General features: G+C 65.3%; 27 protein-coding genes. 3 read left to right on the top strand and 24 right to left on the bottom strand.

Annotated elements, in window-relative coordinates; all coding sequences use genetic code 11:
• Entirely contained in the window at positions 1-1821 is a 1821-nt protein-coding gene (locus GQO94_RS13320) for a phosphoenolpyruvate carboxykinase (GTP) (RefSeq protein WP_156842020.1), read from the bottom strand.
• 173 nt (positions 1822-1994) lie between these two features.
• Here GQO94_RS13320 and GQO94_RS13315 point away from each other — a divergent pair, with 173 nt between their 5' ends.
• Together GQO94_RS13315 and GQO94_RS13310 are read left to right on the top strand one after the other, a co-directional pair.
• Positions 1995-2309 (top strand): helix-turn-helix domain-containing protein, encoded by a 315-nt coding sequence (locus GQO94_RS13315; protein ID WP_011950442.1) that lies wholly within the window; start codon positions 1995-1997, stop codon positions 2307-2309.
• 2 nt (positions 2310-2311) lie between these two features.
• A complete protein-coding gene (locus tag GQO94_RS13310; RefSeq protein ID WP_011950443.1) occupies positions 2312-3592 on the top strand; it encodes a SulP family inorganic anion transporter in 1281 nt (426 codons plus the stop codon).
• A gap of 123 nt (positions 3593-3715) precedes the next feature.
• Here the strand turns inward: GQO94_RS13310 and GQO94_RS13305 are convergent, their stop codons facing one another.
• The 19 genes from GQO94_RS13305 to GQO94_RS13215 form a co-directional block, all read right to left on the bottom strand.
• Positions 3716-4267 (bottom strand): DUF736 domain-containing protein, encoded by a 552-nt coding sequence (locus tag GQO94_RS13305; protein ID WP_011950444.1) that lies wholly within the window; start codon positions 4265-4267, stop codon positions 3716-3718.
• A 221-nt stretch (positions 4268-4488) separates the two neighbouring features.
• Positions 4489-5055 carry a hypothetical protein gene (locus tag GQO94_RS13300; protein WP_011950445.1) on the bottom strand — a complete coding sequence of 189 codons (567 nt, stop codon included), beginning with the start codon at positions 5053-5055 and terminating at the stop codon, positions 4489-4491.
• Positions 5052-5324, bottom strand: a complete 273-nt coding sequence (locus GQO94_RS13295; RefSeq protein WP_011950446.1) for a hypothetical protein — start codon at positions 5322-5324, stop codon at positions 5052-5054. The genes GQO94_RS13300 and GQO94_RS13295 overlap by 4 nt, the downstream gene beginning before the upstream one ends.
• Before the next feature lie 108 nt (positions 5325-5432).
• Positions 5433-6371 (bottom strand): hypothetical protein, encoded by a 939-nt coding sequence (locus GQO94_RS13290; protein WP_011950447.1) that lies wholly within the window; start codon positions 6369-6371, stop codon positions 5433-5435.
• A 77-nt stretch (positions 6372-6448) separates the two neighbouring features.
• Positions 6449-6733, bottom strand: a complete 285-nt coding sequence (locus tag GQO94_RS13285; RefSeq protein ID WP_011950448.1) for a hypothetical protein — start codon at positions 6731-6733, stop codon at positions 6449-6451.
• 12 nt (positions 6734-6745) lie between these two features.
• Positions 6746-7441: a hypothetical protein gene (locus tag GQO94_RS13280; protein ID WP_011950449.1), complete on the bottom strand. Its 696-nt coding sequence runs from the start codon at positions 7439-7441 to the stop codon at positions 6746-6748.
• A gap of 192 nt (positions 7442-7633) precedes the next feature.
• Entirely contained in the window at positions 7634-7831 is a 198-nt protein-coding gene (locus tag GQO94_RS13275) for a hypothetical protein (protein WP_017183644.1), read from the bottom strand.
• Between the two features lie 41 nt (positions 7832-7872).
• On the bottom strand, positions 7873-8187 hold the full coding sequence (locus GQO94_RS13270; protein ID WP_011950450.1) for a DUF7673 family protein: 315 nt from the start codon (positions 8185-8187) through the stop codon (positions 7873-7875).
• A 190-nt stretch (positions 8188-8377) separates the two neighbouring features.
• Positions 8378-8788: a type II toxin-antitoxin system VapC family toxin gene (locus GQO94_RS13265; RefSeq protein ID WP_011950451.1), complete on the bottom strand. Its 411-nt coding sequence runs from the start codon at positions 8786-8788 to the stop codon at positions 8378-8380.
• Complete coding sequence (locus GQO94_RS13260) at positions 8788-9048, bottom strand: type II toxin-antitoxin system Phd/YefM family antitoxin (RefSeq protein WP_017183643.1); 261 nt, start codon at positions 9046-9048, stop codon at positions 8788-8790. The genes GQO94_RS13265 and GQO94_RS13260 overlap by 1 nt, the downstream gene beginning before the upstream one ends.
• 33 nt (positions 9049-9081) lie before the next feature.
• Entirely contained in the window at positions 9082-9474 is a 393-nt protein-coding gene (locus tag GQO94_RS13255) for a DUF6915 family protein (RefSeq protein ID WP_017183642.1), read from the bottom strand.
• A gap of 3 nt (positions 9475-9477) precedes the next feature.
• Positions 9478-9948, bottom strand: a complete 471-nt coding sequence (locus GQO94_RS13250) for a DUF6878 family protein (protein WP_011950454.1) — start codon at positions 9946-9948, stop codon at positions 9478-9480.
• A gap of 2 nt (positions 9949-9950) precedes the next feature.
• The gene (locus GQO94_RS13245) at positions 9951-10463 is read right to left on the bottom strand and encodes a hypothetical protein (RefSeq protein ID WP_026002487.1); all 513 of its coding nucleotides are present in this window, start codon (positions 10461-10463) and stop codon (positions 9951-9953) included.
• A gap of 126 nt (positions 10464-10589) precedes the next feature.
• A complete protein-coding gene (locus tag GQO94_RS13240) occupies positions 10590-11054 on the bottom strand; it encodes a DUF736 domain-containing protein (protein WP_011950456.1) in 465 nt (154 codons plus the stop codon).
• A gap of 137 nt (positions 11055-11191) precedes the next feature.
• A complete protein-coding gene (locus GQO94_RS13235; RefSeq protein ID WP_011950457.1) occupies positions 11192-11518 on the bottom strand; it encodes a hypothetical protein in 327 nt (108 codons plus the stop codon).
• A complete protein-coding gene (locus GQO94_RS13230) occupies positions 11515-11709 on the bottom strand; it encodes a hypothetical protein (RefSeq protein ID WP_017183246.1) in 195 nt (64 codons plus the stop codon). Before GQO94_RS13230 ends, GQO94_RS13235 begins: the two co-directional genes overlap by 4 nt.
• 23 nt (positions 11710-11732) lie before the next feature.
• A complete protein-coding gene (locus GQO94_RS13225) occupies positions 11733-13394 on the bottom strand; it encodes an ATP-binding protein (protein WP_011950458.1) in 1662 nt (553 codons plus the stop codon).
• A gap of 193 nt (positions 13395-13587) precedes the next feature.
• Complete coding sequence (locus GQO94_RS13220) at positions 13588-13890, bottom strand: hypothetical protein (protein WP_017183247.1); 303 nt, start codon at positions 13888-13890, stop codon at positions 13588-13590.
• 3 nt (positions 13891-13893) lie between these two features.
• Positions 13894-14598, bottom strand: coding sequence for a hypothetical protein (locus tag GQO94_RS13215; protein ID WP_011950459.1), 705 nt, complete (start codon positions 14596-14598; stop codon positions 13894-13896).
• A 289-nt stretch (positions 14599-14887) separates the two neighbouring features.
• Between GQO94_RS13215 and GQO94_RS13210 the strand changes: the two genes are divergently transcribed.
• Entirely contained in the window at positions 14888-15856 is a 969-nt protein-coding gene (locus GQO94_RS13210; RefSeq protein ID WP_232332931.1) for a MucR family transcriptional regulator, read from the top strand.
• A gap of 67 nt (positions 15857-15923) precedes the next feature.
• On the opposite strand, the gene GQO94_RS13205 is transcribed toward GQO94_RS13210, so the two are convergent.
• The 4 genes from GQO94_RS13205 to GQO94_RS13190 are packed head-to-tail and all read right to left on the bottom strand — an operon-like array spanning position 15924 to position 18958.
• A complete protein-coding gene (locus tag GQO94_RS13205; RefSeq protein ID WP_011950461.1) occupies positions 15924-16694 on the bottom strand; it encodes a PRTRC system ThiF family protein in 771 nt (256 codons plus the stop codon).
• Positions 16589-17344: a PRTRC system protein A gene (locus tag GQO94_RS13200; RefSeq protein WP_017183250.1), complete on the bottom strand. Its 756-nt coding sequence runs from the start codon at positions 17342-17344 to the stop codon at positions 16589-16591. The genes GQO94_RS13205 and GQO94_RS13200 overlap by 106 nt, the downstream gene beginning before the upstream one ends.
• Complete coding sequence (locus GQO94_RS13195) at positions 17341-18165, bottom strand: PRTRC system protein B (protein ID WP_011950463.1); 825 nt, start codon at positions 18163-18165, stop codon at positions 17341-17343. Before GQO94_RS13195 ends, GQO94_RS13200 begins: the two co-directional genes overlap by 4 nt.
• A gap of 7 nt (positions 18166-18172) precedes the next feature.
• Complete coding sequence (locus GQO94_RS13190) at positions 18173-18958, bottom strand: hypothetical protein (protein WP_156842019.1); 786 nt, start codon at positions 18956-18958, stop codon at positions 18173-18175.
• Positions 18959-19053: the final 95 nt, after the last annotated feature.

Genomic DNA, 19053 nt, shown 5'->3' with positions numbered 1-19053 from the left:
TCACGCCAGACGGGCTTCGAGCGCGCCGAGTTCGGCGGTCAAGGCGGCGGGCAGGCGGTCGCCGAAGCGCGCATAGTCACGGCGGATGCGCTCGGCCTCGGCGCGCCATTCATCGTCATCGACGGCGAGCAAGGCGGTGACCGCGTCATCCGACAGATCGAGCCCCTGCAGATCGAGGTCGTGCCTATTGGGAAGGCGGCCGATGGCCTTGTCTTCCGCCTCGACGCACCCGTCGAGCCGGTCCGCGATCCATTTGAGGACGCGGGCGTTGTCGCCGAAGCCGGGCCAGAGAAAGCGGCCATGGGCATCCTTGCGGAACCAGTTGACGTAGAAGATGCGTGGCAGCTTGGCTGGATCCGCTGCTTCTGCTCCCAGCTTGAGCCAATGCGCGAAGTAGTCGCCCATATTGTAGCCGCAGAAGGGCAGCATCGCGAAGGGGTCGCGGCGGACATCCCCGATCTTGGTCTCGGCCGCAGCCGTACCTTCGGAGGCGACATTCGAGGCCAGGAACACACCGTGCTGCCAGTCGAAGGCCTCGGTGACGAGCGGAGCGGTCGTCGCGCGCCGGCCGCCGAACAGGATCGCCGAGATCGGGACGCCCTTGGGATGCTCCCATTCGGGTGCGATGGCCGGGCACTGGCCGGCGGGACAGGCGAAGCGCGCGTTGGGATGGGCGGCCGGCGTCCCGAGATCGGGAGACCAGGCCTGGCCGCGCCAGTCCGTAAGCCCGTCGGGCGGCTCCTTCGTCAGGCCCTCCCACCAGACATCACCGTCGGCGGTGAGCGCGGTGTTGGTGAAGATCGTGTTGGCGTTGAGGCTGGCCAGGGCATTGGCGTTGGTCGTTGCGCTCGTCCCGGGTGCGACGCCGAAGAATCCGGCCTCGGGATTGATGGCATAGAGCCGGCCATCGTCGCCAAAGCGCATCCAGGCGATGTCGTCGCCGATCGTTTCGGCCTTCCAGCCTGGAATGGTTGGCTGCAGCATGGCGAGGTTGGTCTTGCCGCAGGCCGAGGGAAAAGCGGCGGCGACATAATGCACGCCGCCTTCGGGCGAGGTCAGCTTGAGGATCAGCATATGCTCAGCAAGCCAGCCGTCGTCGCGGGCCATGACCGAGGCGATGCGCAGCGCATAGCATTTCTTGCCTAGCAGGGCGTTGCCGCCATAGCCCGATCCATAGGACCAGATCTCGCGCGTTTCAGGGAAATGGACGATATATTTGGTCTCGTTGCAGGGCCAGGCGACGTCGGCCTGGCCGGGCGCCAGCGGAGCGCCGACCGAGTGGACCGCGGGAACGAATTCGCCGTCATCGCCCAGGGCTGCCAGCGCCGGTGCGCCCATCCTCGTCATCACGCGCATCGAGAGCACCACATAGGTACTGTCGGTGATCTCCACGCCGAGCGCGCTGATGGGCGAGCCGATCGGCCCCATGGAGAAGGGCACGACATACATGGTGCGTCCGCGCATGCAGCCGTCGAATAGGCCGTGGAGCGTATCGCGCATCTCATGCGGTGCGCGCCAATTGTTGGTAGGGCCGGCGTCGGCCTCGTCCTCGGCGCAGATGAAGGTGCGGCTTTCGACGCGCGCGACGTCGCGTGGATCGGATGCGGCCCAGAAGGAGTTGGGACGCTTCGCGGGATCGAGGCGGCGCAGGGTTCCGGCGGCGACGAGCTGCGCGGTAAGCGCGTCCCACTCGGCCTCGGAGCCATCGCACCAGTGGACCCGGTCCGGTTTGGTAAGGGCGGCGATCTCGTCCACCCAGGCGGCGAGGCGACGATGGCGAGTCGGGGCGGCCAGCGTTTCAGCGATAAGGGCGTCCGACATCGAAACTCTCCGAATACCTGGGCGTCGCGTCGAGCGCGCGCGGTTAAAAAGGTGGTTTGGGTGCCTGAGCGTTAGCAGTTTGATGGCGCTGAAAGCAAGTTTAGGATAGCATGATAGATACTCTACAACGCTTTTAAGCGATCCTTGACGTCATTTCTGATGTATTTTACATCATGCCGATGCTCACTCCGGCCCAGCTTCGCGCGGCGCGCGCGCTTCTCGGAATCGACCAGCGCACGCTCGCCGAGCGCGCCGGCGTATCGCTTCCCACGATCCAGCGGATGGAAGCGGCGAGCGATGGCTATGTCCGGGGCGTCGTCGACACCTTGACCAAGGTGGTCGACGCGCTCGAACGCGAGGGCATCGAACTCATCCGGGAAAACAGCGTTAGCACGAGTGGCGGGCGTGGCGTCCGGCTGCGCGATCCCACCAGCCCGACCCTGCGCGAGCCCGTGCGGCGCACGCCGGACAATGCGTCGGCGTCATAGCGATGCCTGACGGAACGGCGACATCGCATCTCTTCCGGCCGAAGCTGCTCACGGTCCTGAGCGAGGGCTACTCCTTCTCGTCGTTTCGCAAGGACGTGCTGGCCGCCGTGACGGTCGCGATCGTCGCTCTGCCGCTGTCGATGGCGATCGCCGTGGCTTCGGGGGTGTCGCCCGAGCGAGGGCTCTATACCGCGATCATCGGCGGATTCCTCGTTTCGGCCTTGGGCGGTAGCCGCTATCAGATTGGGGGTCCCGCCGGGGCTTTCATTGTTCTGGTCGCGGCGACCACGACGAAATTCGGTCTGAACGGCCTCCTCGTCACCGTGATGCTGTCCGGGGCCCTGCTGACGCTGATTGGACTTTCGCGGCTGGGCTCATTGATCCGCCATATTCCCCATCCGGTGACGGTGGGCTTCACCTGCGGCATTGCGGTGACGATCTTCTCCGGAGAAATCCGGGACCTCTTCGGTCTTCATCTCGACGGAGCGGAACCTGGCCCCCTCATCCCCAAGCTGGTGGGGCTGGGCAACGCGGCTTCGACGGTGACGCCCGCGGCCGCGGTGCTCGGCCTGGGATGCGCCGCGCTGATTTTCGTGGTGCGCCGGTTCCGGCCGAACTGGCCCGGTATGCTGATCGCGGTCGTCCTGGCTTCGATAGCTGCCGCCTGGCTGCAGCTTCCGGCAGAGACGATCGGCAGCCGTTTCGGAGAGATCCCGCGTGGGCTTCCGACGCCGCAGGCGCCGCAGCTGTCGTGGGCGCTGGTTCTCCAGCTGCTGCCGTCGGCCCTGTCGTTTACGCTGCTCGGCGGCGTCGAAAGTCTGCTGTCAGCGAAGGTCGCCGACAGCATGTCCGGGCGCAAGCATCGCTCCAACATGGAGCTTGTTGCGCAGGGGCTTGCCAATATCGTGTCCGCCTTGTTCGGAGGGATCAGCGTCACCGGCACGATCGCACGCACAGCAACCAACATTCGGGCCGGCGCGATCAGTCCGCTGTCGGGCATGATGCACGCGCTGTTCGTCCTGCTCTTCATGCTCGTCGCGGCACCGCTCGCACGGTACGTTCCGCTCTCCGCGCTCGCCGGCGTCCTTCTGGTGGTGTGCTGGAACATGGCCGAGAAGGCGGAGTTTCTGCGCCTGATCCGCAGCTGGCCCACGGCCTTGGTGCTCCTGGCGACCTTTGGGCTGACCCTGGTCAAGGACCTGACCTTCGGGATCGTCGCGGGATGCGTCGTCGCTGCGCTGCTGGCCATGGCACGACGACGGGTTCCGCAAGAGGGAGACTGAAGCCGGAATGCAGACGTGCGGGCTGCCGGGTAAATGAAAACAGGGCCCGCTTCGCGAGAAGCGAAGCGAGCCCAGCGGGAGGGTGTGCCCGGCCTGGAGGTGTGGGACCGGGCACGGGGAGGTTCAGACGGTTTCGGGCTCCTCCGCCTGCTCCGGCGCGCGCTGACGACGCTGCCGGCGTCCGCCTTCCTGCTGCTGTTCCTGCTGCGGCTCGCAGCCGAAGGCATGGCTTGCGGAGGACTGTCCGAGGCCGGCTTCGGTGCCCTGTGTGGCGGGGCCGGCGGTCTCGTCGGCGCCGGGCAGCGGCGGCAGGCCCTCGTCGGCCTTGGGCGCCATCTCCGAGGCGAGGTCGCGGCGGCGCGTCGGGCGCGACCACACGACGTTGTAGCTGCCGTCCTCCTGACGGAACGCCGACACGTAGAGCGGCGCGGCCAGGCTCGGATCCTCGATCTTGCCGTTGAGGAACGCCTCGCCCGTGCCGTTAGAGAAAAGCTCGAACAGCGCACCCACCTGCACCCACGCCCGCGATGCCGACAGCGCCAGCACCTCGTACTTCGGCGCCTTCGGATTGGCCGAGTGCACCTCGCGCAGCGCGATCGTCATGGCAATCGTCAGCGTCGCGATCTTGCCGACGAAAATGCCGGCGTCATTCTGCTTGATCGAACCGATATTCATGGGAAAGTCTCCTGAAAGCCGGTCTCGAACACTGTGTCCGAGCCAACTTCCTCCTTCCCCACTCCCCTCCTCGGCCGTTCGGCCGAGCAGGCGCGCAAGCGCCACATCCGAGGCCCGCTTCCGCGGCCTCGGGGCGAAAATGGATCTGTGAGGGGATGCCGCTGATCGCCTTAAAGCGGTCAGGCCGCCCCGGGCCGCCGGTACTGGCTGGGCGATGACAGCTACAAGGAAGCAGGCCGCTCGCTCGCGGTCCTGCTGCGGTCGAAGGCCTCGACATGGCGACGGGCGAGGTCGCGCTTTGCGATGCCGTGCCAGTAATGGTCGTCATGGCCGTCATAGTCGCCGCGACCATTGAGCCGGATCGTGTCGCCATATTGCTCGATCCGCTGGCCGTTATAGGTCAGCAGCACTTCGCCTTGGGTGACGCTGAAACGCTTGCGCTCGATGACCAGCTTGTCGGAATCATAAGGCGGCGGCTGACGCAGATAGTCGGCGCGCTGCCTGTTGGCCGCGATCGCCGTGCAGAGCCGGTCGACATGATCCGGATCGTTCGAGACGATGCTGAAGATATGAGAGCGATCGAAGAAGTTGCCGAAGAAGCTGACGGCATTCTCGACGCCTTCCAGCCATTCGCCGCGCAGATTGCGGGCGTCGCGTTCGACAAAGTCGCCATATTTTTCGAACAGACGGTTGAGCGGATGATCGCGCAGGATCTCGATCAGCGCGTCGATCGCCGCGTCGGCGGTCTCTGTGCGCAAATGGCCGTTGCTCAGGACGATGGTGGTCATGGTCGTTCCCCTTGGGACTGAACGTGGTCGGACGAGGGAGAGCCGACCGGCTTGGCCAGCTCGGCCGCGCGGCGCTCGAAGATGTCGGCGAGCTGCGCGGGATCGCTGCCGGGCCGGGCTTCGATGATGTTGTCGCGGAAGCTGACGTCGATGCCGACCCTCAAGGCGTTGCAGTGTTCGACGGCCTCGCGGCATACATCTGCCGGGTCGCAGCAGGCTGGGGCGCTGGCTGCCAGGACCTTCCATCGCAGGCCTGAAATTACGATCATGTGATCCTCCATGTCGGAAGCGGTAGGTCAGCGGGCCGCGACCGATGGCATGCGGTCACAGCAACGATCGCGGTAGCGCGTGGGCGAGTGCTACGTGCGTGACCCCGGTCAGACTTCAAGATAGCAATCATGGGCGAGGCAGAAGGCCTCGGCGACGGATTCGCCCTCGCACAGCAGCCGCGGTTTCCGCGAACCGCCCCAGACAGGGCGCGGTAGGTCGTCGCCCATGGCGAAGCGCCAGCGGGTCGGACCGTTGGCGGCCTCGAGGATGAAGCCGGTCTCGCTCGCGTCGAACCGCAGGATTGTGGGCCTTTCGGCTCCGAAGTCAGGCATGTCGAGGATCTGATGTTGACCGGCATAGCGATGCTCCCAGGGCGGGAAGTCCGCGAGCTGATCGGGATGCACACCGAGGATTCGCTGATCGACAGCGATCGCAAGTGACCGATGGTCCGGCGCTGGCCGTATCTCCTCGCGCGTGAGCCAGATCCATCCGTCGGAGTAGGTCAGCGGCAGCACCATCCATGATCCCCCGTTGCATTGCCAGCCCGCGAGGCCGACCCCGCCTTGTCCATAGCTCCCCAGATGGCTCGAAAAGGCGGTCAGCGTCCGGTCGATGGGCCACTGCGGCGGCATCGGTCCAATCAGCGAACTGCCGCGCACGGCGCGAAACGAGCCGCGGTCCAGAACGTCCCAGCGGTCGGCCTTGCGGCACAGCGAGTCACGGCGGCGGGACAGATCGAGCACGCGGCGCGCTTTGTGGATCGGATCCTCGCCATGGCGAACGCCTACCTTGACGGTGAACGCGAACGAGGCGGCGCTGGGCCTGTCGGTTTCGGGACAATCGAGATCGAGAATGACCTCATGGCGTATCGGGGAGTGGGCCTTGTCCGGTTCCACCGTAAGCGTGGCGTTCCATTCGAGCCTGCGGCGCTCATACCAGCCTTGCAAGAGGATCCAGCTGCGCGCACGGTCCGTGTTCCCGGCCTCGGCGTGCTCGAGAATCCAGTGAGGGACACGCGCCGTGAAGGCGACATGATAGGTCGACATGGAGAATCCTCCTTGGGATGGTCGGTCTGGGGGGTCAGGAGGGAGCAGGCGCGGACCGGTTGCCTGCGCGTGCGTGGTCAGGCGTATTGCGGCCGGACTTCGGGAAATGCCGGCGGCGCCGTCCATTCGAAGACGATGGCGGCATAGCGCCCACCGTCGTAGAGGACGGAATCGACGCGGCGGCGGTGGCGCTGTAACCGCTCGAGCAGGCGATTGGCGCGATCGGCAAGCTGGACGGCGCGGGTCTCGGTGGGCGCGAGCGCCAGCAATCGAGCCAGTTCGCCGGTATCGTACCACCAGGCACCTTCTTCAGGCCCACCATAGGCGCGGTCGATCTCGTAGAGAGCGATGATGAAGCGCATGGGCGGGCTCCTTCAGGAGATCGGCGCCGGCATGGCCAGCCATTCCGGCTGATCATGGGCGATGGGAACGTCGAAACGGCCGGCCTCGGCTTCGGAGAACACGGTTGCGGTGCTTAGCTCGCCAAAGCCCGTGTCATTGTTCCAGAACAGCAGACCCTCTTCAGCATCTCGCGTGGTGAGGACGTAGCCGTCGGCGCCTTCACGGTGCTCGCGCGAAAGCGCCCGCTCGAGGAGCTGGGCCGATGAGGCGAATTCGAAGCGATCCTCGCGGATCACGACATAGCCGCCGCCGAATTCGCCAGGGCGCAGGCGGTCGCAATCGAGGCAATATTCGAAGCCGGCCGGCAGCGCGGATTTCGCGACCTTCTGGATCAGTTGCGCGGCGGTTTCTACGTCGAACTGATCGCCATGGAGCCAGACCTTGCACCGCCCTGTCCCATCCGACGGATCGACCTGGACGGAGAAGCCGAGCCGTGGATAATCGGGATCGCTCAAGATCGCGAGGAAGCCGCCGAAGGGATCGGAGTCGATCGGGGGAAAACAGGCGGCGAAGCCCGCGCCAAGGTCGGCATAGGCTGCAGCGCGCTGATCGGGTGCGAGGCGGGAATCGCCAACGATCTCGGCAGCCTCGCCGACATGCCGGAAGATTTCGGCCTCGGCATCGGTGACAGCGAAGGTGAAGCTCGCCTTGGTAAAATGGTTGGCCATAATGGCTCCTCAGGAAGGGCGTGCGGCGCAAGGCCGGTCCCCGGCCTCGGAGACAGGCCCGGCCGCCATCCTCTTCCCCCCTTCCCTCCCCGTGCGCGGAGCGCGGACGGCAGAAGACGTGCGGAGAAGCTTCTCGGCCTCGGTCAGCGATGGTCGGAAGGCCCGGCCGGCGTCACCGCCGGGTTGGCGCGTTCAGCTCGTACGCTTGCGCCGGCGGGGAGGCCCGACATGGTCGGCCGACACTTCGAGATCCACCGCGAGCTGGGTGAGCGTACGGTGCGCACCCAACCGCTGGAGCCCGTCCATGCGCCCGTCGAGCTTTATGGTCTCGATCCGCGAGCGAACGAGCGAAGCGGCGACGCGCAGCGTGTGGGGATCAAGCTCGGCCATGGGACTCGACAATAGCGCCGATAGCGTCCCGATGCGAGCGCTCAGCCATCCTCGTCGGCGAAGTCGCGCCAGCGCCCGACCAGTTCGATCATCTCGGCCTTGCGACCGAAGGCATCGGGGTAGATCGCACCTTCATGCTGGCCAAGAAATCCAATGATGGTCGTGATATGGGTCGCGATCGTCGCATCGACACCGAAGAGATCGGCGATGGGAAAATGACCGCAATCCTCGCCATTCCACCAGGCGAGCAGGAAGTTGGCGGCGCGGCGCGCCTGGCCCGTGTCGGACCGGGCAAGATCGATCAGGCGATCGAGAGCTTTTCCCGCAGCGGCCTTGCCGAAGGGTGCCGCGGTCACGCCGGCCGCGTTTCTTCATTGAAAGCGTCCGCTGCTACCGGAGGACGAGCAGCTGCAACATTTTTGCGATCATCTGCATTGAAGTCGGGGAGGCGCAGCACTTCCCGCCTGGATGTGTCGCCTGCTTTCGGATCTTTGTGCCGAGACTTCATGGTCTGTCACCTCAAATCAACTTCGGCTCAGCGCCAGTTCAATGCCAGGGATTTAGGAGGTTGGCCGGCGTGCGCTCGAAATCCGCAACGTTGCGGGTAACAAGCGTCATCGAATGCACAACCGCCGTCGCGGCGATCAGACCATCCCGCTCCGGTTGGGGATCCGGCACATGCAATGCGGCGCACCGCATCGCGACTTCGGTGTCGATCGGGATGATGCGATCATCGAACGCCGCCAGCACGTCGGTTTGAAACCATGTCCGCAAAATGCGGCCGGTAGAAGCATCGACGCGCTCCTTGGCTAAAATGCCTAGTTCAATTTCGAGGACCGATATGACCGAAATGTAGCACTGGTCGACATCGGCTTCGTCCGCCCAGGATGTCACCTCGGGAGGCAGCCGTTCAGGTCTGCGAAGCGCGGAGATGACGTTCGTATCTAGGAGAAACATCAATCCAGATCCGCCGGTCGGACGATATGATCCAGCTTGCTGGGTTCGAAGTCAAAGTCAGCATCGTCGCCGGCTTGCGCCAAGGTCGCGAGCAAGCTGCGGGGCTTCTTGCCCTGCCGTCGATGATAATCCTCGATCGTCATGAGCACATGGGTGGGCCTGCCCCGTTCGGTGATATAGACAGGGCCCTTGCGGGCAGCTTTCTTTGCCCGGCTCGCACCTTGGTTGAAGTCACGACTTGAAATGGTTGTCATGTTCATAAGAGCCTCGCACTTGGGCATGTAGCCATGTTACTACAATTGCGTCGCTGGAGCAACCCGGCACATGTTTTCAACATCTGGATCCAATCCCGGTGACCCGGCCGGGTTGCCCCGAAGAATCCACGGCATCGGCTGGATGAGCCGCGCCCAGTCAGCGAAGGAGGGAATACGGCCAAGATCCTCTTGGACGTGCTGTTCCCCGATCAACCGCACCGGGATATCCCGTCCATCAGCGTTTCGGATCGTCACGCCGAAGACCGTCTCGAGCATGAATATGCCCTCTGCATGGTGGCGCAAGGAACGGTGGCGGGGGTCCGCGACGATCTTCTTCGACTCGTCGAACCATTGGTGGAGGGGCAGATAGTCCTCGGCCTCGCCGCCCCAGCGCTTCACGGAGCTGAGCGCGTGATAATAGCAGTGCGACATCGCCTATAGCTCCGCCTCGGTCGTGTCATAGTCGATGAACCGGCTGTTGTGCGTGAGGGTCACCGCGCCGCTGGCGACGTCTATGGCGATGGTGCCATAAGCGCCCTCCCCGTCCTCCCAGCCGGCGTGCCGCGCGCAGATGGCGTTGTCGACGAAGGCGCTCAGAGCATCCTCGAGGTCGATCGTGCGGGTCGACACTTCGCCGCTATAGGCGAGGCTATGGTGATCGCAGAGGATGCGCGGCAGCGCGATCTCGCCTTCCAGCGTGTAGGCATTGACATCACCGACGCTGCCTTGGTCGCCGCCGCCATCGTAGTGGATTTCGACACGGACAATGCCATGATCGAGCAGATGCGGGAGGAAGGCATCCTTGCAGCGCGCCTCGACTGTCCGCACGGCGGACAGGGCCGCCTGCAACTCGGCCTCGATCGGATCGGTGATGGCGGCATCGGCAGATTGATCTGTCGCGGTCATGGTCAAATCTCCTCGGGGAGGCGCTGTGCGGCCTCGGCGCTGCGGGGATAGCCTGCAGCCAGATTGCGGTGGAGTATCGCGAAGTCGGCGACCGGGAAGTGTCCGTCGGGGCCGGGCCGCGTGGCGAGGAGCGCCCCCATGACGATGTCGTCGATCGAGCTTCGCTCGACCTTGGGGGCCTCCCCGTCCTCATAGCAGACCGGCGCGGCGAAGCCGGCCTCGATCCAGCTGCCAAGGCCGTTCTCGACGGTCTCCGCATAGGTGGCGACGGTGGAATCGCGCCGCGTGGCGCTTGCATCGACCTTGAGACCGAGCGTGTAATAGACGCCGAAATCGTGCCGGTTGGTCAATGTGAGCAGCGCGCAGCCGTCAGGCGGCGGACCGAAACGGGCGATGATTGCCGCGCGGTAGGTGGCGACCTCAAGGCGGTTCAATCGCTCGAAGTCGGATGTGTGCCCGAGCTGGGCGCAATCCTCGTTCGCTGGCGCGCCGCCCAGATCGATGATGTCGGACATGGCCTTCTCCAATTCGGTGAGCAACCAGCCCAAGCCCCCTCTCCTCTGCGGCCGCACGGCCGGGGAAATTGCGAAAAGCCCCCGCTCCGCGAAGAGCGAGGGCCTTTCGTGACTTGGCGTGTGCGATCAGCCAGCGAAGGCATGGCTTGCGGAGGACTGTCCGAGGCCGGCTTCGGTGCCCTGTGTGGCGGGGCCGGCGGTCTCGTCGGCACCGGGCAGCGGCGGCAGGCCCTCGTCGGCCTTGGGCGCCATCTCCGAGGCGAGGTCGCGGCGGCGCGTCGGGCGCGACCACACGACGTTGTAGCTGCCGTCCTCCTGACGGAACGCCGACACGTAGAGCGGCGCGGCCAGGCTCGGATCCTCGATCTTGCCGTTGAGGAACGCCTCGCCGGTGCTGTTGGAGGCAAGCTCGAACAGAGCACCCACCTGCACCCACGCCCGCGATGCCGACAGCGCCAGCACCTCGTACTTCGGCGCCTTCGGATTGGCCGAGTGCACCTCGCGCAGCGCAATCGTCATCGCGATCGCCAGCGTCGCGATCTTGCCGACGAAAATGCCGGCGTCATTCTGCTTGATCGAACCGATATTCATGGGAAAGTCTCCTGAAAGCCGGTCTCGAACACTGTGTCCGAGCCAACTTCCTCCTTCCCCACTCCCCTCCTCGGCCGTTCGGCCGAGCAGGCGCGCAAGCGCCATTTCCGAGGCCCGCTTCAGCGGCCTCGGGGGGTTTAGGAGCGAGTGCCGAAGAGACTCAATTTGGCTCGCGTCTGGTGGACGCCGTCCACCATCCCGATGGTCGCGTGCCGGTCGGCGGCGAGGGACGCCGCCAGCGTTTCGGGAATGTCCGCATAGGCTTCGACGACGCGGATCGCGGCCTCGGGGGTCGGCAGTTCCCCCGGCTCCGTGCCGAGCCAGATCGTTGCTTCGCCCTCGTCGGGCTCGTCTTCGGTGGGCGTGAAGACTTGCGCGAAGAAGCTCTGCAGCGGGCGATCCCATCCGATCACCGCCTTGATGACACCGTTTCCGGGCCTCGGCTTCAGTTCGTAGCGGCTCATGTCTGGCTCCTGCGGATACGATGGTTGACGTGCCGGGCCGCGCCTTCGGCGCTGCGCAGTGCCTTGCGAACGGCCCTGGCGGCACGCGGGGCGCCGCTCCTGGCGAGAAGGTTACGCGCGGCGCGCAGATGGTCAATCGCCTCCGCCACGGCGGCGCGATCGGCCGGCGCCGCTCGTTTGATGGATCGCATGGCTTGGTCCTCCAATTATGCCGTCAGGATGCCGCCACCTGGTTGGTGGGCTGGAGCTCGATGGCGATCGCGTCGCGGCCGATCACCGCCGAGAACTGCCGGCCTTCGGGCACGAACCATTGGGCGCGATAAGCGATGATCGCCCGCAGGCGCTCGACGAGCGCGGCATCGTCGCCGAGCAGAAGGCGGGTAGCCATTTCCCTGGCGTCGAGAAGGAAGCGGTCGTTTTGGGTCTCCCAGCTATCAGCGTCGCGATCGTCGCTCGCGCAGAAGCAAGCGGCTTCCAGCAGATCAACCAGCTCCTCGGGCGAGACGGCGTCGCGAGAGCCCAGCAGGATATTCGCATCTTCGAAGGTCCAGAACAGGCCATCGTCATATTCGATGACGACAGGTGCCGGGACGGTAATCGTTTCGGGCTGCGGACCTGTGATTTCAAGCACGAGGTCGAGCCGTTCGACCGGGCCGCTTTCGAGACCGGGTAGCTCGGTGCAGTCGAAGACATGGGCGCGGCCATCGCGCTCGATCTCGAAGCGGAGCGCGGCGATGCGCTGCAGTGCGTCGTACCAGCTATATCCGGCCATGGCAGTGTCGGGGTCAGCCAAGCGTCCTCTCAGACGGCCATCGCGGGCAAGCGCGAACGCCGCGCATTGTTCGAGTGGCGGACCGAAGTCATCGACGAGCATCAGGTTATCGGCGGGGATGAGCCCCTGACTCTCGCGCCCGCTGTTCTGGTCGGCAGTCGCCGGGATCCATGCCCGCAAGAGCGGCGTCGCCTCGGGCAGATCGACGCCAAGCTGGGCGGCCTCGGTCCACTGCGCATGAGACAGTCGATGGCTGCCGAGCGAGGCGATGTGCCGGTAGATCGTCTTGAGCACCCTATTGCGAAGCGCTTCGAGGGCGGCGTTTTCGACCATCTCCTTGCGGGCCGGCAGGACGAGCTGCAGGGCCGGCGCATCGACGATATCGACCCGGGCCCACCAATGGCGATCCTTCTCGTCGACTGACGGCAGGACGCAAGGAACCGTGAGGCCGTGAAAATTGATGCGCGGTTGATGGGGCGTCGTGCGCCCGTCGGTGAACAGGCCGATCCGCACGCCATCGACCTCCTCGACCACATCGGCCCCGGCGAGCCAGTCGGCTTGCGTAAGGGGTACGCCGTTGAAACGGATCGGTGTGGGACAATAGCGCGCCGCGCCGCTGGCCACTGCTTCGAGATTCCTAGTGCAATCGTCGTCGAGCAGAAGACGGATTGCAGTTCCGAAGCCATGATCGCAGGGGGCGACAGCTATCGGTGCGCCCGATTCCCAATGGTCTGGTCCGATGGTGATAGCCCAGCCCTCGCCCGGACCGCGCGGGCAGGAGCGGATTTCGACATGGCGACCGGCAAGGCTGAAGACGCCCATGCCGGCAGGGTCTTCGCGCCGCGCGATGTTGTCGTCCCAGCCCGAGCGCCCGAGCGCCAGGATCACGGCGGGATCGGCGATACCCGCGCCGTCATCCGCGATGACAAGCCAGCTCTGCCCGTCGGCCTCGGCAACATCGAGATCGATGACCGTCGCGCCGGCTCTGCGCGAATTCTGGATGAGCTCAGCCAGGGTGTCGACCAGCGTGTTGTTGAAGAGGCGCGTCACCTTGGTGATCGCGGCGGGATCGACCTGGCTGTGGATGACGGTGGGAAGGGGCATCGGGGTCTCCTGGACAAGAGCGGACCTGCTCCCCCGGCCCTCCCCTTCTCCCCTTTCGCAACCGATCAGGCACAGCGGCGCTGGTCTCGGCCTCGGTCTCGATGTGGACGTAGCGCTCGCCGTTCGGACGCCGCTTGCGGATATGGAGTTTCCTCGGGACGGCGATTTCGGATGGGAGGACCAGAGCGCGCGGTCAGGTGCCGGACGCGATCTGGTTATCGTACAGTGGCCGGTCGTCCGGACGCCACTCGCCTGGAAGCCAGATACGGCCGTTGTAGCTGATGCGGCCGACAGGCATGTGTTCGAGGAGCAGGGTGGCTTCAGGGAACATACTTGCGCCCAGGCCGTTCATGTCCCGCCGATCGCAGTAAAGGCGCGAGGCGTCAGCCCAGTCAGCCGCCCAGATGTCGGGATAGCCCTTCTGCACGATACGGAATGGTCGGCGCCGACGCGGAGGGCTCTGGCAGACGGCGCCGCCCTTGACGATGAGGGCCATGTCTCACGCGGCCTTTTGCACTATCCACTCGTACAGCAGATGGGCGTCCGGCTCATATTCCGATCCGATCGAGATGCGAACGAACTTGCCATCGCACGCGAAAGCCGACGCCCGCGGGAAACCGAGATAGGATTTGCCTTCGAGGATCAGATCGCCCGAGCGCACCTTGGTGATCGTCCGCGTGGTCCCAATTGCGCGATGCCCTGCCGGCGCATCGACCAGTTTGAGGGCGTCGCCCGCTTTTACGCGCTTCTTGAAGGCGGCCAGCGATACGATCGCGTCGACCGGATTCTTCAGTCCGTTGCGTTTCGCGAGCGCCGACCAATAAACCTGTCCAATGCGCGCTTCGCAGTAGAAGGAGCAGGACCAGAAGTCCTGTAGAGGGTTGGTGCGGGTAGTTCCGAACCGCTCCATCTGGTCGCGGATCGCGACCTGCGCGGCCTCCTGAGCGTCACGCCCGGTCAGATCCTCGGGCCAGTCGAGGATCTCAGCGGTGATCTTGCGTCCTCCCGCGAATTTCTGGGTCTGGATCGCAAAGGACGCGTTCGGAAAGCACCGCGCCAGATGCGGTTCGATGCGGCCAGCGAGGGTCGCAAGATTATCACTGGGACGATAGAGATCGCCCTGATAATGGAAGTTGCCTCGATCGTCATATGGGGTCTGGCTATAGAGGCGCGCGGGCGCGCCCGACGAAGTGGTGTCGGTCATTACATATTTCCTCGGATGATTGGTTTTCCGCCGTTCGCGGGCGGAGAATGTCAGGCGCCCGGAAGAGACGCCTCGATTTCGTTGGTGAGAGGCTCTTCACTCAATGCAGCTTCATTTGCTTGAGCAGGTGAAGGAGAAAGAGCCCCTCAACGAAGCTGTCCGCCATAAATTTTCTCGATGAGACAGTTGCGCGGCCCAATCGCCACGCCATCCATGAGTTTCTTTCTCCCTCCCTTTGACTTGCACGCCGAATGACGGCACGTATCTGTTTACGCTTGCGCAATCACGCATGGGTCAAGACCAGTCTATCCAAACAAAAGAAGGAACCTGCATGGCCGAGGCCGAACAGTCGGACGTGATGTCTCTGACCGTGGCGCTGCTCAGCGCCTATTTTGCGAACAACACCGTGCCGAGCAGCGAACTGCCCGCGCTGGTCGAGGGAACTCGAAAAGCCTTGTTGGGCGATGCACCAGTGGTGTCGCCAGCCCCTGAAGAGACAGTGTCCGCGCCGGTGTCAGTTGAACCAGCGGCTGTGCCGCCGACACCAGCCCCCGAGTTCAAGCCAGCGGTGACGGTAGATGCAAGCCTTGCGTCGCCCGATCAGATACTGAGCCTGATCGACGGCAAGCCTTATAAGTCCCTGAAACGCCATCTCTCGACTCACGGCCTGACGCCCGCAGAATATCGCGCGCGCTATGATCTGCCCGCGGACTATCCCATGGTCGCACCCGGTTATTCCGCCGCGCGCCGGGAGGCCGCCCTGAAACTTGGTCTTGGCGGCAAGCGGAAGGACGTCGCCGCTAATCCGGCGCTAGCCGAGGCGGGCAGCGAAGCCCCGGCAGCCGAAGTGGCGCCTGCGGAAGTGGTCGCGGAAGTGCCCGCGCCGGTGCGCAAGGCTCGAGTGAATGCCTCTGCCCCGGCAACTAAGGCGAAGCCCAATGCCGTAGCCGGGAAGGGCAAGCCCAGCGCTGTCGCCGAGACCGTTGCGGCGCCGGCAGGCGAGCCGGCCCCAACGCCCGAAGCGACTGCCAGCGAAGCTGCGCAAGTGAAGGCGACGCCCGCTCGCGGGCCGCGCGCGAAGGCAGCCCCTGCAAAGGCCTCGCCAAAAACGTCGAACGCCAAGGCCGCCATCGGCAAAGGGAAACCGGCAGCGGCTGTCGAGCCTGCAAAGCCAAAGCGCAGCCGTGCGACGAAAGCTGACACCCCGCCGACAGCACCGGTCGAAATCGCTCCTGCTGAAACGGCCTCGGCAGAATAATGCTATGGTCCGAGCGCGGTGACGCAACCGGACCATCACCGTTCACAGGGGTGGCGAGCCACCTGCTTTAGCACAGGGAAACGACCTTCATAGGTAGCGGGATCGGAACGCTGTACCCGGTGGCAAGATTCACGAAGGCGCCGGCGTGGCCAATCGACCCGCGTCCGAGCAGATCGAACAGGAGCGCCAGCGCGTGGCTCGCAAGCACCCGGTTGACGAAGAGCGACTGGCGCTCGAGCGCCTCGGCGACCGAACAGGAGGGCGCATCGTCTTCGGCCAGGCCCTCGTCGGCGAGTTCGGGAAAAGCCTCGAGCACCGTTGGAAGGCGATTATCGTCGCGGCCGGTTCCACGGCCCGGGCATCCGATCAGATATTGGCCGTCGCTGGCGCGGTTGCCGAGGTCCAACCAATAGATGGGCGGGTTCCGCGCATCCTGCAGCGCCGCGCCCAGCGCGCGGCGGGCCGAGGCCGTGTCGACGCAGCTGATGAGCACATGGCTGTTGTCGACGCCGATCGCTCCGGGTGCGCGGCCGTGGACCGCCTTCCAGGCCAGACCATGGGCAAGGTTGATCCGTTCGGTCAGCGTCCTCGCCTTCGAATTGCCGAGATCGCAGCGGTAGAAGGGCTGGCGGCCGAGATTCGCCTCGGTGACGATGTCTTCGTCGACCACGGTGACCTCGAGCGAGCGTGAGGAAATTGCGCGCAATGCGGTATCGAGCGAGGCGAGCCCCATCAGCATTTGCGCTCCGTTTCCACCGCATCCCACGAGCAGGATTCGGACAGCGCTGTTGTCGAAGGCGGCGGGAAGATAGTGGCGCTTGGGGCTCTCAGGCTGCATGGATTGTCTCCGGAAAATGGACTGCGCGGTACGGCCAGGAACATGCCGCCCGCGCAGAGCCGCGCTGCCATGACCGGGCCAGCGGGATCGTGGAGCCGGCCGATGACGAGCGAAATTTTCGTAGCGTGGGCGTCGTCCGCATCGTCGGTCGCGCTGAAATAGGCGGGCCCCCGCCCGTGGCTGTGGATGTCGCAGACCATGTGCCAGCCCGGCTCGCAGACCGGGGGGCGATAGACGAGGCGTGTCGGCGTGGCGTCGTCGATTGCCGGAAAATCGACCGCGAACGTGTTGGTCGTCTCGTTCCAGAGGATGAAGGCCGCAGCCTCGTTGGGCAGAGCCGCCCGGAAGTGATCGAGGATCGCAGCCAGATGCTCGCCAGGGATCAGTCCGCAGCGCAGGTCGGCCTTGGGTGACCCGATGCTGCCATAAGGAAGATAGGCGGCGATCGGCGGCGTCACCGGCGCATCGAGAGCAAGCCATGGCCGGCGCAGGATGAGCATTACGCCATCCTTGCCCACCGCAAGGCCGTGGCCGGCACGGCTGCCGCGAAGCGCGTCGAGTGCCGGCGAGCCACCGCTCGATGGCACCGGATAGCAGGGCACGACAGCGAGCAGTGCCGCCGCGGTCGGATCTTCGGCGATCATGATCATCTCCCTGCCGCTGCGGCAACGAGCATACCGACCGTGACCGCATCAGCGGCGGGACGGACTTGCCGCTGGCCGGCGGCAGGATGGAAGGATCGGAGCCGCTTCACCGGAAAACGACGCGCGCCGCGCGCGGCAAGATCGTCCCAGAGCCTGACCAGGCCGCCCTTCCCCGTGACCGTCCGCTCCTGGCCGGGGTTGGGGTGAGTTGACCAGCTGTCGAACACCGCGCGCTCGAATTCCGAGATGGCGGCAACGCCCAGTGTTTTCGGCCTCGGGATGTTGCCCCAGCACAGCCGGCCTTGGATGAAGACGTTGAGGATCGGCGAATGGAGCACCGGCGTGTCGGCGGCAGGGCGCTCGCTTGCGGCAAGCGCGTAAACGCCGAGGCCGGAGCGCGTGGCGACGAACAGATGGGCCGGGTATGGCACCGCGACGGTAGTGCGCCGTGCGAGCGCCCGAAGGCCATCGGGGGGCGACGACAGCGCAAAATAGGCTTGGCGCACCTGCTCCGGCACCCACCAGGCGAGGACGTCCGGGTGGGAGACAAGCACATTGGCCGGCAGGATCTCTGGAACCGCGGTCCGGCCCAGCGCCTCTGTCCATTGGCGCAGCTGTGCCCGCGACAGGGGCACGCCGGCGGCGATCGTCGGACGCCCGTCCGCATCGTGCTCGACGGCATGCATGCTGGCGAAGGCCGCCGCATCCGGCCTTGGAGCGCCATAAGGGCTGGGCGTGCGGGGCGTTCCCGCCTGATAGAGCAGAACGGCGTTGGTCAGGACGAGACCGCCGCCAGTGGTTTCGAAGTGGCTGCTGTGATCGGACATGACGGCCTCACGGATTGGGTGGGTCGAAGCGGACGAGGTCCTGGGCGGCGAGCAGGAACTGGACGCCGAGGCGCAGGCTTGCGAACCAGTCGTCGATCCGGCTGACATCGGGCAGCGGGCAGATGCCGCAGACGTCCATGAAGCCCATTTCCATGCCGTGGCGGGCGACATCGTCGAGCTCGCGCGCGAACTCATCGAAAGGCACGAGCGTCAACGGCGGCAGGGACGAGCATTCCTCGATCCCCGGCACATATTCGTAGAGAATGTCGGTATCGAAGTGCCAGGCGTTGCGGTCCGATGGCAGCCGCTTGAGCGCCTTGTGCGCGTCGCGAAGCTGGCAGAGCGCCTCGCGCAGGCCCTTCGGAAGGGCGGCCGGTTTCGCCGCGTTCGCGCCGATCATCCAGTCAGGCCGGCGCGCGTTCATCTCCGAAGGCATGGTCTGCTCTTCGAGTTCCTCGGCGCTGAGGCCGTGATAGGCGATCAGGCTCTGGCGCGCGCCCTCGTCGTCGATCTCCCCGTCCCAGTAATACATGGAGATTTCGTCGAAGAGGTCCTGGTAGCCGAAGATCGGGAGCGCGGTGCCGAGGGTTTCGCCGAGCGCCGCATAGGCCGCGGCACGCCAGGGGGTGGGCGCCTCGCCGGTTTCGATCCAGCCGAGATCCAGCTGTCCGAGGCTGTCACACGCGACCGCGATCGCCGGCGGGTTGGCGTCTTCGCCGGTGAGGACCGCGATCCGCAGGTCGACGATTTCGATCGGGTCCAGGATGTCAACGGCGGAGTAAAAGTCGTCCATTAGGCGGAGTAAAACCAGGCCACTTGATCCGGGTGTTGGCGAGCGCCGTGAGGGCGTAGCCCGAGCGGGGGTCGCCAACACCCGGATTGTCATTT

This window comes from Novosphingobium aquimarinum (assembly GCF_009746585.1).
Lineage (GTDB): Bacteria > Pseudomonadota > Alphaproteobacteria > Sphingomonadales > Sphingomonadaceae > Novosphingobium > Novosphingobium aquimarinum.
Note: the sequence above shows the minus strand (reverse complement) of the source record. Positions and strands in the feature narration are given on the sequence as shown.

What these genes read in the sequence shown, in the direction of transcription:
- GQO94_RS13225 (WP_011950458.1), bottom strand. Translation starts at nt 13,394, where the DNA reads ATGCCCCTTCCCACCGTCATCCACAGCCAGGTCGATCCCGCCGCGATC.
- GQO94_RS13310 (WP_011950443.1), top strand. Translation starts at nt 2,312, where the DNA reads ATGCCTGACGGAACGGCGACATCGCATCTCTTCCGGCCGAAGCTGCTC.
- GQO94_RS13305 (WP_011950444.1), bottom strand. Translation starts at nt 4,267, where the DNA reads ATGAATATCGGTTCGATCAAGCAGAATGACGCCGGCATTTTCGTCGGC.
- GQO94_RS13235 (WP_011950457.1), bottom strand. Translation starts at nt 11,518, where the DNA reads ATGAGCCGCTACGAACTGAAGCCGAGGCCCGGAAACGGTGTCATCAAG.
- GQO94_RS13245 (WP_026002487.1), bottom strand. Translation starts at nt 10,463, where the DNA reads ATGTCCGACATCATCGATCTGGGCGGCGCGCCAGCGAACGAGGATTGC.
- GQO94_RS13195 (WP_011950463.1), bottom strand. Translation starts at nt 18,165, where the DNA reads ATGTCCGATCACAGCAGCCACTTCGAAACCACTGGCGGCGGTCTCGTC.
- GQO94_RS13220 (WP_017183247.1), bottom strand. Translation starts at nt 13,890, where the DNA reads ATGGCCCTCATCGTCAAGGGCGGCGCCGTCTGCCAGAGCCCTCCGCGT.
- GQO94_RS13210 (WP_232332931.1), top strand. Translation starts at nt 14,888, where the DNA reads ATGGGTCAAGACCAGTCTATCCAAACAAAAGAAGGAACCTGCATGGCC.
- GQO94_RS13260 (WP_017183643.1), bottom strand. Translation starts at nt 9,048, where the DNA reads ATGAACATGACAACCATTTCAAGTCGTGACTTCAACCAAGGTGCGAGC.
- GQO94_RS13285 (WP_011950448.1), bottom strand. Translation starts at nt 6,733, where the DNA reads ATGCGCTTCATCATCGCTCTCTACGAGATCGACCGCGCCTATGGTGGG.
- GQO94_RS13190 (WP_156842019.1), bottom strand. Translation starts at nt 18,958, where the DNA reads ATGGACGACTTTTACTCCGCCGTTGACATCCTGGACCCGATCGAAATC.
- GQO94_RS13320 (WP_156842020.1), bottom strand. Translation starts at nt 1,821, where the DNA reads ATGTCGGACGCCCTTATCGCTGAAACGCTGGCCGCCCCGACTCGCCAT.
- GQO94_RS13205 (WP_011950461.1), bottom strand. Translation starts at nt 16,694, where the DNA reads ATGCAGCCTGAGAGCCCCAAGCGCCACTATCTTCCCGCCGCCTTCGAC.
- GQO94_RS13300 (WP_011950445.1), bottom strand. Translation starts at nt 5,055, where the DNA reads ATGACCACCATCGTCCTGAGCAACGGCCATTTGCGCACAGAGACCGCC.
- GQO94_RS13255 (WP_017183642.1), bottom strand. Translation starts at nt 9,474, where the DNA reads ATGTCGCACTGCTATTATCACGCGCTCAGCTCCGTGAAGCGCTGGGGC.
- GQO94_RS13265 (WP_011950451.1), bottom strand. Translation starts at nt 8,788, where the DNA reads ATGTTTCTCCTAGATACGAACGTCATCTCCGCGCTTCGCAGACCTGAA.
- GQO94_RS13315 (WP_011950442.1), top strand. Translation starts at nt 1,995, where the DNA reads ATGCCGATGCTCACTCCGGCCCAGCTTCGCGCGGCGCGCGCGCTTCTC.
- GQO94_RS13200 (WP_017183250.1), bottom strand. Translation starts at nt 17,344, where the DNA reads ATGATCATGATCGCCGAAGATCCGACCGCGGCGGCACTGCTCGCTGTC.
- GQO94_RS13275 (WP_017183644.1), bottom strand. Translation starts at nt 7,831, where the DNA reads ATGGCCGAGCTTGATCCCCACACGCTGCGCGTCGCCGCTTCGCTCGTT.
- GQO94_RS13295 (WP_011950446.1), bottom strand. Translation starts at nt 5,324, where the DNA reads ATGATCGTAATTTCAGGCCTGCGATGGAAGGTCCTGGCAGCCAGCGCC.
- GQO94_RS13215 (WP_011950459.1), bottom strand. Translation starts at nt 14,598, where the DNA reads ATGACCGACACCACTTCGTCGGGCGCGCCCGCGCGCCTCTATAGCCAG.
- GQO94_RS13280 (WP_011950449.1), bottom strand. Translation starts at nt 7,441, where the DNA reads ATGGCCAACCATTTTACCAAGGCGAGCTTCACCTTCGCTGTCACCGAT.
- GQO94_RS13250 (WP_011950454.1), bottom strand. Translation starts at nt 9,948, where the DNA reads ATGACCGCGACAGATCAATCTGCCGATGCCGCCATCACCGATCCGATC.
- GQO94_RS13230 (WP_017183246.1), bottom strand. Translation starts at nt 11,709, where the DNA reads ATGCGATCCATCAAACGAGCGGCGCCGGCCGATCGCGCCGCCGTGGCG.
- GQO94_RS13290 (WP_011950447.1), bottom strand. Translation starts at nt 6,371, where the DNA reads ATGTCGACCTATCATGTCGCCTTCACGGCGCGTGTCCCTCACTGGATT.
- GQO94_RS13240 (WP_011950456.1), bottom strand. Translation starts at nt 11,054, where the DNA reads ATGAATATCGGTTCGATCAAGCAGAATGACGCCGGCATTTTCGTCGGC.